General features: G+C 43.3%; 11 protein-coding genes. All 11 read left to right on the top strand.

What is annotated here, in order from left to right; translation table 11 throughout:
* Window positions 1-11 precede the first annotated feature (11 nt).
* Complete coding sequence (locus H8744_RS00840) at window positions 12-1,496, top strand: complex I subunit 4 family protein (protein WP_262433021.1); 1,485 nt, start codon at window positions 12-14, stop codon at window positions 1,494-1,496.
* Window positions 1,497-1,533: 37 nt separating this feature from the next.
* Window positions 1,534-2,976 (top strand): NADH-quinone oxidoreductase subunit N, encoded by a 1,443-nt coding sequence (locus H8744_RS00835; RefSeq protein WP_262433020.1) that lies wholly within the window; start codon window positions 1,534-1,536, stop codon window positions 2,974-2,976.
* Between the two features lie 162 nt (window positions 2,977-3,138).
* A complete protein-coding gene (gene hpt / locus H8744_RS00830) occupies window positions 3,139-3,675 on the top strand; it encodes a hypoxanthine phosphoribosyltransferase (RefSeq protein WP_262433019.1) in 537 nt (178 codons plus the stop codon).
* Between the two features lie 76 nt (window positions 3,676-3,751).
* A complete protein-coding gene (locus H8744_RS00825) occupies window positions 3,752-4,321 on the top strand; it encodes an adenylate kinase (protein ID WP_262433018.1) in 570 nt (189 codons plus the stop codon).
* Window positions 4,322-4,341: 20 nt separating this feature from the next.
* On the top strand, window positions 4,342-5,508 hold the full coding sequence (gene obgE / locus H8744_RS00820) for a GTPase ObgE (RefSeq protein ID WP_262433017.1): 1,167 nt from the start codon (window positions 4,342-4,344) through the stop codon (window positions 5,506-5,508).
* Window positions 5,505-6,314, top strand: a complete 810-nt coding sequence (gene pgeF / locus H8744_RS00815) for a peptidoglycan editing factor PgeF (RefSeq protein ID WP_262433016.1) — start codon at window positions 5,505-5,507, stop codon at window positions 6,312-6,314. Before obgE ends, pgeF begins: the two co-directional genes overlap by 4 nt.
* A gap of 5 nt (window positions 6,315-6,319) precedes the next feature.
* Entirely contained in the window at window positions 6,320-6,985 is a 666-nt protein-coding gene (locus H8744_RS00810) for a B3/B4 domain-containing protein (RefSeq protein ID WP_262433015.1), read from the top strand.
* An 84-nt stretch (window positions 6,986-7,069) separates the two neighbouring features.
* A complete protein-coding gene (locus H8744_RS00805) occupies window positions 7,070-7,642 on the top strand; it encodes a M23 family metallopeptidase (protein WP_305067408.1) in 573 nt (190 codons plus the stop codon).
* Between the two features lie 555 nt (window positions 7,643-8,197).
* Entirely contained in the window at window positions 8,198-10,423 is a 2,226-nt protein-coding gene (locus H8744_RS00800; RefSeq protein ID WP_262433013.1) for a glycoside hydrolase family 32 protein, read from the top strand.
* A 167-nt stretch (window positions 10,424-10,590) separates the two neighbouring features.
* Window positions 10,591-12,195, top strand: a complete 1,605-nt coding sequence (locus H8744_RS00795; RefSeq protein WP_262433012.1) for a glycoside hydrolase family 172 protein — start codon at window positions 10,591-10,593, stop codon at window positions 12,193-12,195.
* Between the two features lie 439 nt (window positions 12,196-12,634).
* A complete protein-coding gene (locus H8744_RS00790) occupies window positions 12,635-13,006 on the top strand; it encodes a hypothetical protein (RefSeq protein WP_262433011.1) in 372 nt (123 codons plus the stop codon).
* The last annotated feature ends 70 nt before the right edge of the window (window positions 13,007-13,076 follow it).

The raw sequence follows: 13,076 nt of genomic DNA, 5'->3' as shown, positions 1-13,076 counted from the left end.
GTAAATAAGCTATGAATATTTTATCAATTTTCGTACTCATTCCCCTGTTGATGCTGCTTGGACTTTGGTTGAGCCGCAATATAGCACAAATACGTACGGTGATGGTCATTGGTGCTTCCGCACTACTTGTTTCCGCCATTGCACTTACGGTGGGGTATTTACAGGCACGTGCCGGGGGTGACACGGCCGAAATGCTTTTCCGGGCTGATACCGTGTGGTATGCGCCACTTCATATTTCCTATTCCGTAGGAGTCGATGGCATCTCTGTTGCCATGTTGCTGCTCTCAGCGGTCATCGTTTTTACGGGTACTTTTGCTTCTTGGCGGTTGCAGCCGCTGACGAAAGAATACTTCTTGTGGTTCACGCTGCTTTCCATGGGGGTATTCGGTTTCTTTATCTCTATCGACCTGTTCACGATGTTCATGTTTTATGAGATTGCACTTATTCCGATGTATCTCCTGATCGGTGTGTGGGGTTCGGGACGTAAGGAATATGCCGCTATGAAACTGACCTTGATGTTGATGGGAGGTTCCGCCTTTTTGTTGATTGGCATTCTAGGCATCTATTTCGGTTCAGGTGCAACTACCATGAATATCCTTGAAATAGCCCGATTGCATAGCATTCCTTTTGCACAGCAATGTATCTGGTTTCCGCTCACTTTTTTGGGATTCGGTGTTTTGGGAGCTTTGTTTCCTTTTCATACGTGGAGCCCTGACGGTCATGCTTCTGCACCGACTGCCGTTTCCATGCTTCACGCCGGAGTATTGATGAAACTGGGGGGATACGGATGTTTCCGCATCGCCATGTATCTGATGCCCGAGGCTGCCAATGAGCTGAGCTGGATATTCCTGATTCTGACAGGCATTTCTGTTGTCTACGGTGCTTTCTCCGCTTGTGTGCAAACCGACTTGAAGTACATCAACGCCTACTCTTCCGTATCCCATTGCGGACTCGTCCTCTTTGCCATTCTGATGATGAATCAGACGGCATGTACCGGGGCGGTACTCCAAATGCTGAGTCATGGCTTGATGACGGCATTATTCTTTGCCCTTATCGGTATGATCTATGGACGTACTCATACCCGTGATGTCCGGGAGTTGAGCGGACTGATGAAGATCATGCCATTCCTTTCAGTCTGCTATGTGATTGCCGGACTTGCCAACTTGGGTTTACCGGGGTTAAGCGGTTTTGTTGCCGAAATGACCATCTTCGTAGGGTCTTTCCAAAACTTTGATGTATTCCATCGTACACTGACCATCATAGCATGTACTTCGATCGTAATAACAGCGGTTTACATACTTCGTCTGGTAGGTAAGATTCTTTATGGGACTTGTACCAACAAGCATCACCTGGAACTGACGGATGCAACCTGGGATGAACGTTTTGCAGTTATCTGCCTGATTGTTTGTGTGGCTGGCATTGGTTTGGCACCTTTCTGGATCAGTGATATGATCAGCGAGAGTGTGCTTCCCGTAGTGTCTAACCTGATACCTTGACCGGTCATTTATCATTAACTCGTTAATCATTAAAGAAATGGATTATTCGCAATTCTTATATATGAAAGAGGAACTGTCGTTAGTGGCAGTTATCTTAATAGTTTTTCTGGCAGACTTGTTTATGAATCCGGAGAAACGCTATTCTCCCGGACAGGCACGTTTCGCCACCATACTGCCGGTTGTACTGATGATTATACATACGGTGATCAACCTTGTGCCGGTTGCCGGCAATTTGGAAGCTTTTGGCGGAATGTACCAGTATACCCCCATGCAGACCATTATCAAGGCTGTACTGAATATCGGTACGGTGGTTGTTTTCTTCATGGCTGCCGAATGGCTCAAACTGGAAGATACCGCTATCAAACGTGGGGAGTTTTATATCATGACTCTCTGTACGCTGTTGGGAATGTATCTGATGATTTCCGCTGGACATTTTCTGATGTTCTTCATCGGATTGGAAACGGCAAGTGTTCCGATGGCAGCGTTGGTAGCCTTCGATAAGTATCGTCACCATTCGGCCGAGGCAGGAGCAAAGTATATCCTGACCGCACTTTTTAGTAGTGCCTTGCTATTGTTCGGGCTTTCGATGATTTACGGAACCTGCGGTACGCTTTATTTTGATGACCTGCCTGCGCATATCGATGGGAACATGCTTCAGGTGATGGCTTTCGTCTTTTTCTTTACCGGTATGGGCTTCAAGCTTTCCTTGGTGCCTTTCCATCTGTGGACGGCCGATGTATATGAAGGTGCGCCCAGTGTGGTAACTGCTTATCTGAGTGTGATCTCCAAAGGTTCTGCTGCATTTGTGTTGTTAACTGTTTTGATTAAAGTGTTTGCTCCGATGATGGCCGATTGGCAGGAAGTACTCTATTGGATTACGATCGTGTCCATCACGATTGCCAATCTATTTGCTCTGCGGCAGCAAAACCTGAAACGGTTAATGGCATTCTCCAGTATCTCACAAGCCGGATATATTATGTTGGGAGTCATTGGCGGTACTGCCTCGGGCATGTCTGCATTGGTATATTATGTGTTGGTTTATGCAGCAGCTAATTTAGGAGTCTTTGCCGTGATTACCATTGTTGCACTGCGTAGCCATAAATTTACGATTGAGGAATATGCCGGGCTTTACAAGACCAATCCGAAACTGGCATTTGTTATGACCCTGTTCCTGTTCTCGTTGGCAGGTATCCCACCATTTGCCGGATTCTTCTCCAAATTCTTTATTTTCATGTCTGCTTTTCAGGCCGGATTCCATTTGCTGGTTTTCATTGCGTTGATCAATACGGTGATCTCACTCTATTACTATTTGCTCATTGTAAAGACCATGTATATCACACCGTCCGAAAATCCTATTCCAACTTTCCGGAGCGATGCATGTACCCGCATCAGTTTGGCTATTTGCGTGTTAGGAATTGTAGGTTTGGGAATAGCGAGCATCGTTTATCAGACGATTGATAAATTTGCATTTGGAATGTAGTCCGCAAGTGATTTATGCGATATTAGTTTATAAGGGTGGCTCTGGGAAGTCACCCTTTTTTTTGACTGATTTTATAGGACGGGGCGATTTTTCTAACCTGTTAGCCCATCAGACTGGAATAAAAATTGTATTTTTGCATCCAACTTTTTTAAACTACCGGTTATGGATAGCATTCAGATAAAAGACAAATTATTTACTGTTTCTATTAAAGGACAGGATATTCAGAGAGAAGTGACTCGTGTGGCTAATGAAATCAATCGGGATTTGGCAGGTAAGAATCCTTTGTTTCTCAGTGTGCTGAATGGTTCGTTTATGTTTACGGCCGATCTGATGAAGAACATCACAATCCCTTGTGAGATATCTTTTGTAAAGTTGGCTTCTTACCAAGGAGTAGCATCCACCGGAAAGATAAAAGAGGTGATCGGCATCAATGAAGATCTTTCGGGACGTACGGTTGTCATTGTGGAGGACATTGTAGATACGGGACTGACGATGCAACGGTTGCTGGAAACCTTGGGGACACGCGGACCTAAAGAAATTCATATTGCTTCCTTATTGGTAAAACCGGATAAGTTGAAAATAGATTTAAACATAGAATACGTAGCTATGCGTATTCCGAACGATTTTATTGTGGGGTACGGGCTGGATTATGACGGCTTTGGACGTAACTACCCCGATATTTATACCGTTGTGGATTGATCCAAATACAAATTAAATAAATAGGTGTTGCCAGTAGAATGGTAAATTGTAAATCGTTAAAATTATAACTAACAAGATGTTGAACATTGTAATTTTCGGTGCCCCCGGATCAGGAAAGGGTACACAGAGCGAACGTATTGTTGAGAAGTATGGCATCAATCACATCTCTACAGGAGATGTATTGCGTGCAGAAATCAAGAACGGCACAGAACTGGGTAAAACTGCTAAAAGTTATATCGATCAGGGACAATTGATTCCCGATGCCCTGATGATCGATATCCTGGCTAACGTATTCGATAGTTTTAAAGATAGCAAAGGGGTGATTTTCGATGGTTTCCCCAGAACTATTCCGCAAGCTGAAGCGTTGAAAGTGATGTTGAAAGAACGTGGACAGGATATTTCCGTGATGCTTGACCTGGATGTTCCGGAAGAGGAACTGATGACCCGGTTGATCAAACGTGGTAAGGATTCCGGCCGCGCTGACGATAACGAGGAGACAATCAAAAAACGTCTTGTTGTATACAATACTCAGACCGCGCCTTTAAAAGAATTCTATAAGGGCGAAGGTAAATACCAGCACATTCACGGTCTTGGTACGATGGAAGGTATTTTTGAGGACATCAGCAAGGTTATCGAAAGTATTTAAATAATTAAATTGCGAAGGAAATGGCTGAATCGAATTTTGTTGATTATGTAAAGATATACTGTCGCTCGGGTAAAGGCGGGAGAGGATCTACGCACATGAGGCGTGAGAAATATGTTCCTAACGGCGGTCCTGACGGGGGCGATGGCGGAAGAGGAGGCCATATAATATTACGCGGTAACCGTAATTACTGGACACTGCTCCATTTGAAGTACGACCGTCATGCTTTGGCGGGACACGGAGAATCGGGGAGCAAGAACAGGAGTTTCGGTAAGGACGGTGCCGATAAAGTGATTGAAGTTCCTTGTGGAACAGTCGTTTATAATGCAGAGACAGGAGAATATATCTGTGATGTGACCGAACACGGTCAGGAGGTGATTCTCCTGAAAGGCGGTCGCGGTGGACAAGGTAACTGGCACTTTAAGACAGCAACCCGGCAAGCTCCGCGTTTTGCCCAACCGGGTGAACCGATGCAGGAGATGACGGTGATCATGGAGTTGAAGTTATTGGCGGATGTCGGACTGGTCGGTCTGCCTAATGCCGGTAAGTCGACTTTACTTTCAGCCATCTCTGCTGCTAAGCCTAAGATTGCCGATTATCCGTTTACCACCTTGGAACCTAATTTGGGAATTGTTTCCTATCGTGAGGGGAAATCATTCGTGATGGCGGATATCCCCGGCATTATTGAAGGTGCCAGCCAGGGCAAAGGACTGGGCTTGCGTTTCCTTCGTCATATCGAACGTAACTCTCTGTTGCTTTTCATGGTCCCGGCAGATAGTGACGATATTCGTAAGGAATACGAGATATTGTTGAACGAGCTGAGGACTTTCAACCCTGAGATGCTGGACAAGCAACGGGTACTTGCCATCACCAAAAGCGATATGCTCGATCAGGAGTTGATGGACGAGATCGAACCGACCCTTCCTGAAGGTATTCCCCATGTTTTTATTTCTTCCGTTTCGGGTCTTGGAATTTCGGAATTGAAAGATATCCTCTGGGAAGAACTTAATAAGGAAAGTAATAAGATCGAAGCCATCGTCCATCGTCCGAAAGATGTCAATAAGTTGCAACAGGAACTGATCGATATGGGAGAGGACGAAGATATCGAATATGAATACGAAGATGAAGAGGGGGATGACGGTGACGACTTGGATTACGAATACGAAGAAGAAGACTGGGAAGAGAAATGATTTCGCTTACTGAAGATAAAAGAATGTTGGGATACAGGTCTCTTGGCGTGTATCCCGACATTTTTCATTTTGTGACCACACGGTTTGGGGGATGCAGCGAAGGCACTTATGCCACTTTCAATTGCTCTCCTTTTGCCGGTGATGAGGCCGATCATGTTTGCCGGAATCAGGAACGTCTGTTTGAGGCAATGCCTCAACGTCCTCGTGAATTGATTATTCCTCATCAGACTCATGGAGTAAAGTCGCTGGTGGTAAATGAAGCATTTCTATCTCTTTCCGGAGAAGAAAAGATGGAGAGTTTGGAAGGAATCGATACCGTAATGACCTGTGAACCGGGTTGTTGCATTTGCATTTCTACAGCCGACTGTGTGCCTGTTTTATTGTTTGACACGCAACACCGGGCGGTAGCTGCCGTACATGCCGGGTGGAGAGGAACGGTGGACTATATTGTCGGCCATGCTTTAGAACGGATGTATGCCGTTTATGGGACGGAGGGCAAAGATGTAATAGCATGTATCGGTCCAAGTATCTCTTTGGAAGCCTTCGAAGTGGGAGATGAAGTGGTTGAGGCTTTCAGGCGGAATGGCTTTGATCTGTCGCGAATCTCCAGACGCAATACGGAAACAAGGAAACAACATATCGATTTATGGGAGGCAAATCGTCTGCAATTACTCGATTTCGGAGTCCCTTCTTCCCAAATAGAGATTGCCGGCATCTGTACATATCGGCAACAGGAAGAATTTTTCTCTGCCAGGCGGTTGGGGATTGCATCCGGTCGTATCCTGTCGGGAATAATGATACAATAACTACTATGTTTACAATTACAGTATCTAAAGAAATAAAGGAAGCATGTCCCGGTTTCAGAGGGGCTGCCGTGTATGCTGCGGTAAAGAACACCGCATACAGCGAAGGATTGTGGGAAGAGATCGCTGCTTTTACGAAAGAACTGACCACTTCCACCCAGATGGAGGACATCAAGTTACAACCGGCCATTGCAGCCACACGTGAGGCTTATAAGCGATGTGGAAAAGATCCAGGACGTTACCGACCTTCGGCTGAGGCGCTCCGCCGTCGTTTGATGCGCGGTATCGACTTGTATCAGATTGACACTTTAGTTGACTTGATCAATCTTGTTTCGCTGCGTACGGGATATTCCATCGGAGGTTTTGATGCCGATAAGATTCAAGGAACCTGTTTGGAACTAGGTATCGGTAAACCCGGTGAACCATTCGAAGGAATCGGACGTGGGGTGTTGAACATTGAAGGGCTCCCGGTATATCGCGATGCTTCAGGTGGGATCGGGACTCCGACCAGTGATAATGAACGTACCAAAATGGGACTGGAGACCACTCATATATTGGCGATTGTCAATGGCTATAGTGGGGAAGAAGGGCTTCAAGATGCTGCGGACATGATTCAGAACTTATTGAGGAAATATGCATCGTCCGAAGAAGCACAAATTTTGTTTTTTGACTGATACAAATATCTTATTATTTCAAACATACAATCATCTTATTACATGGAAAACACATTGATTTGGATCATATGCACCCTTGCTGCTATGGTAGGGAAGGTGGATTTACCCGAGAAACCTTGTTTCTCGGATATGGAAATTAATCATATCCGGGTAGCGACTCCCGGATTATTCGCTGATGGCAATAGTTTGATATTGCATCTTGATTCTTTAGCCGAAAATGAATATTCTTTTCCTTTGCCCGGTGCGAAAGTGATTTCAGGCTATGGCTCTCGGAGAGGGCACAGTGGGGTCGATCTGAAGACTTGTGCCGGAGATACCATCCGTGCTGCGTTCAGTGGTATTGTGCGGATGTCGAAACCTTATGCCGCCTATGGCAATGTGATAGTAGTTCGTCACTCTACAGGGCTTGAAACTATTTACAGTCATAATGTTAAGAATCTGGTCGAGAGTGGCGATTATGTGTTGGCTGGGCAGCCTATTGCTTTGACAGGACGTACCGGCCGTGCTACCACAGAACATTTACACTTTGAAACCCGCATCAACGGGCAGCACTTTAATCCGGGACTTATTTTCAATCTTAAGGAAAGAACCTTGCGCAAAGAATGTGTTTGTTGCAGCAAAAATGGCAAAGGAGTTACGGTGAAACTGCAAAGTTGAAAGAATTCGAATTTCTGTGGATCGTATACCGACCTGTCAGCAGGGATTATGTCAATAAATTTCGTTAGCTGATCTCTGTGTGGCAATATCAATTATGCAAAGCCAAATGATTGATAATCAAAGTATATTATAGCCTATTTTTACCTCGGTGATCAACGACCTCTTCCTCGGTGATGAAGGGGGGCTTCCTCGGTGATCAACAGGGTGTTCATCGGTGAGGTCGAATGCCTTCAGTCGGGGGATAAGTTTATGTATGAAAATTTCTTTAATTCAGTTGCAGAATGAATTAAACGTAACCGCTTGAAGTATAGGTGATCAGACAGGGATGTTTTTACGAATGATATTACACTTTCACTCGAATGAAAGATCCTTTAATAACAGATGGTCATTCCTTCTATTTACATATAATCCCCCTTTACAACATATATATGTAAATAATAAAATTATCATATGTAAATCATATATGTATTTATTTTATTTGCATATAGGGAATAAAATATTATATTTGCGATGTCGTTTAACCTGTAAAAATAAACATATTTAGCAATGTATAATATGAAATACACCGCAATCAGAAGAAAACAATTCAGCAGATATGTGATAACGTCATATATCTGCCTGTTTCCATTTAGTCATGCAATCTATGGAAATTCCTGTTTAGGAACTGCTCCGGATCATCCTTTCAAGAAAGGTGCAATAGCCGTATGGACGTTCAAAGATTTAAATGATGCTACACAAAAGAACAGCAGGCTCACGAAGAATGGAAATGTTTCCGTCATTACCTTACAGGGAGAAGAAGCTGATGCTTCTAAAGCCCGGGGAGGGGATGCCTTAGTAGCTAAATTCGATGGCGGCTTCCTAAGTGCGGGACAGGGGGCAGACAATGAACTGAACTTAAATGGTAAACACCTTTCTATTCTGGCCAGAGTGAAAGCAAATTATATCACCGGCTACACCCCTATCTTAACAAAAGCGGGTAATGATCAAAGCCTTGCTTACAATGTTGCTTTCAATCCCCAGGGAAAAAACATTTATCTAGAGGTATTATTGGGAAGTGATGATATTGCAGGGGCACACCTTTTAAAATATAGAATACCTAGAGAAGAACTTACACTATGGCACGACATCATTTTTCGTTTTAACGGAAAAACTTCCGAATTGTATGTGGATGGACAACTCCGGGATGATGAAGTTACAGTAGGCGATATTCGAGACTGGAACAGGCGTCCGTTATTGATTGGTGGTCAGTACAAGGATGGAGAAGGATATTCCGACACTTCCAACGCTTCAGCGGAATTTGTTTTCGATGGTTTGATTGATCACATCGGCTTGTGGAATCGTTACTTGTCTGACAAGGAGGTCATGCTACTTTCCGGAGTACAGAACCTGAAGGACGGTCGGCCTGAATATTACACAGAAGCTTATCGTCCGCAGTTTCATTTCTCTGCCAAGAAGAACTGGCTGAATGATCCGAATGGTTTGATTTATTATGATGGAATATATCACATGTTTTTCCAATATATGCCACCGCATCGCCCCGGTGCTTACAAAGACTGGGGACATGCCATCAGCGAGGATTTGATTCATTGGGAACAGATTCCGAACCACATTACTCCTCATAAGGTATGGGCGGGTTGCTGGTCTGGCTCTGCCGTAGTAGATGAACACAACGTAACCGGCTTCCAAAACGGAGATGAGAAACCGATCATCGCATTCATAACCAACGGTGGGCATCCTGACGATGGCTTAGGTCCGCTGTGTACACAATGTATCGCTTATAGTACGGATGCTGGCAAGACCTTTACTTACTATGACAAGAATCCCATCATACGAAACATCCATAAAGCCAACCGTGATCCCAAAATGGTATGGGATGCGAACTCCAGACAATGGATAATGTCTCTTTATATGGATAAGGGATGCGAATTCGGTCTATTTGCTTCCAACAATCTAAAGGATTGGAGACAACTATCGTCTCTGACGCTTGATGGGGTCACGGAATGTCCGGGTTTTTTCCCTCTTCCGGTTGACGGAGACAGTAACAATATTAAATGGCTGTTTTATGGTGCTAACGGCAAATATAAGATCGGTTCGTTCGATGGTACTCACTTCCAACCGGAAACGGGAATACTGGAAGGAGACTTTGGCAGGAACTTCTATGCAGCGATGACATGGAGTAATGTCCCCGATGGCAGATGCCTGCATCTCGCATGGATGCCTACACAGCGCTATCCGGATATGCCGTTTGAACAACAGATGAACTTTCCGACGGAACTCACTCTGCACAGTACCCCAAATGGATTAAGAGCATACAGAATCCCTGTCAGAGAAATCAGTAATCTTTATGATCAATATGATAGATGGAAGAATAAGACAATTACGGCAGGTAATAACATATTAAATAAATTGAAAGGCGACTTATATGATATGCAATTTGAATTCGATATGACCCGGTCTTCTTCTTTTACAATTGGTATTCGTGGCGCTAATATATACTATGACGCTGATAAACAACAGATTTTCTGTGACGGACCAACGGTAGACAATAAATGGGCCGACTTAGGTAGAGCCACATTAAAAAGTATCGATGGCAAGATGAAACTGCGTATCTTAGTAGATCGGACAAGCATCGAGATTTTCGGTAATGATGGTGAAGTAGTCATTACCTCTAATTTCATGCCCGATTTACTCAATCGGTTTTATTCTCTCTCCACAGATAAACAAATCAAGATAGTATCAGCCGACATATATTCTTTAAAATCAATCTGGAATATCAATTAACGCTCATAAAATCAATACAAAACTTATTATAACATTATCATAGAACACAAATTGGATAAAATAATGACATCTATGTTCGAAGGATGTTTCGGTCGTCCGGTGCGATTAGCCACCATTTATGAAGAAACTGCTTTCGAAGCTTACATTAACTTCAAAATCACATACGAATGAGAACTACTTCTTTATTATATTTATACAGCCTTGCGACTATTTTGTCACTCCATTCCTGTAAAGATCCGATTTGCTCTTCGGGCAGAGATTTTATCACCTTAGAATCATTGATGGAAGAAATGGTTTCTGTAGAATCCGAACCTTGTTTTCCTGCCCCGGTTTTTACGACCAAACACGTGTCCAGTTATGATCGCAGGTCAGTAATACCGGGCACCCCTTCTTGGCATGCCAATCGTGATAATACAGGATTTGTTCGTTACGAAGCCAATAACGGACGGGTAGAGAAAGTATTGTTCGATGAAGAAGGTCCCGGTGTAATTACCCGAATACTTACTACCGGTGGCTCCGACGGTGCTAATCTACGTATCTACTTTGACGGAGAAAAGGAAGCCCGCATTTTTATTCCGGCTTATGATATTTCTCTATTTCCGCTAGACATCCCCGAAGGGTTATTGTACAAGCATGAACACTATTCTACCACACAAGGAAGCAGTTTCTACTATCCCCTCCCTTATGCGCAAAGCTGTAAAATAACGGCAGACAATGTAGATCGTGATTACTTCTTTCATGCTTCTTGTCGCAAGTTCCTTAAAGAAACCAAAGTTCAGACTTTTACCCTTAAAGACGGAGAGGCTTTGCAAGGTAAAGCACAGAAAATCAGCGAGCAACTCATGCATCCCAAAAACTATGCTGAAAATCCCGAAATAAAAGAGAGCAGATTGACAGCCCACTCGTCTCTAAGGATGGAACTTCCGGACGGAGAGAAAGCGGTTCGAAGCCTTTCGATTCGCGTATCGGAAGTTGGCTCCGCTAATTATATTTCATTAATGCGCAGTCTGATAGTCAAAATCTCATTTGATGGTGTTCAAACAGTATGTGCGCCATTAAGTGATTTGACGGGAGCGGGTATGGGGGCTCCAGCTGTCCGCAGCTATTATCTGGAAGCGGATGGAAAAGGGTATTCGGAACTACGTTTTGTCATGCCTTACCGACGGAAAGCTCATATTGAGGTTGAGAACATTTCAGAAAACTCGGCCAATGTTAAGATAGAAGCATGCATTTCTGCATGGAAATGGAATGCCAATACGCTATATTTCCATGCCGGATGGAAACAGGAAAACGGGTTGGAAACAAATCGTGGTTTGGATTATAATATGGGGACTTTACAGGGAAGGGGCGTTTTTAAAGGTGATATGCTCTCTTTGTATAACCACTGCCCACGCTGGTATGGCGAGGGTGACGAACATATTTGGATAGATAATGAAGAGTTTCCTTCTCATTTCGGATGTGGCACTGAGGATTACTATAATACAACTTTTGCACCTATTCATCCTTATTTCAATCCTTTCGGAGGTGCGCCACGGGAAGATGATGAGGCTTCGAGAGGATACAACACCTTTGTTCGTACACGAAATCTGGATATTGTACCGTTCAACGAACGTTTACAATTCGATTTTGAACTGATCAGCTGGGATGGCGGACAAGTGGATTATGCATCTACGCTGTTCTGGTATGGTGATCCAGAGACTAAGATGACGAACATTTCTGATAGCAAAGAAGCTTTATACGTCCTTCCTCCAGCTATCTATACAGAAAAATAAACTTGTTGGCGAAATAATCATATATTGTGAATTGCATATGATTTTATTAGAAGTAACCACTTATTGAGTAAGGAGATAGTGATAGAAGTATGAAATGTATATCATTCAATCAATACATTTATTGAACGATAATGCTTGCTTAATAAATATTTATCGCTACATTTGTGGCAGCGTACTTTCATGCGTTGAAAGGAGCTTTTCTTTTTTTATATTGAGAACGGTTATTTATTGCATTCTACCATACAAATTCGGCTTAATTTTACAGTGAATGACAATAAGTGGCAGGTCTCGCGCATCTTTTGTATATATACTTGTTTATATACCCAATTGAGCGTGGGACTATCACTTATGTCACTGGAGGGTCTTAGCCGATTCCTGTATGGTGGGCATACAGTTGATAGTTTCCACGCTCTCTTATTATTTTTTAAACTTCGCATCATTGGGAACTGCTGCGGCAAAAATAATGGAAGTTATGAACAGAGATTTTAAGGAAGCAATTATCCAGTTGATGCAACATCCTTTAATTCTTAAAACCCCCATCAATAAATTATCTTTAGAAGAGGGTGAAATAGCCTATGACATTTTGAACGAGCTAATAGATTTCTCTATGGATGAATCGTACACTCTCGTGGATTGTCTTCAAATGGCGCGACTAGAACTCGCTCTCGGAGAGTTGTCTGATGAATTATTTATCGATAGAGATGTTGTGATTGCCCATTTCCGAAAGGCCTTTTATTATTTGGATAAAGGGGGTATCGATTTAAGTATGAAGAAGTGGGCCGAACTGATAAGTCTACGTACAGTTGAATAAATAGTCAGGTTTGTCAAAATGACATATTGTATTTTCTGTTTGTCATGTGGAACATATTGTCGGTAAAAGC

Origin of the sequence: Jilunia laotingensis (assembly GCF_014385165.1) — a bacterium.
Taxonomy (GTDB): domain Bacteria; phylum Bacteroidota; class Bacteroidia; order Bacteroidales; family Bacteroidaceae; genus Bacteroides; species Bacteroides laotingensis.
This window is presented reverse-complemented; position numbering and strand designations above follow the sequence as displayed.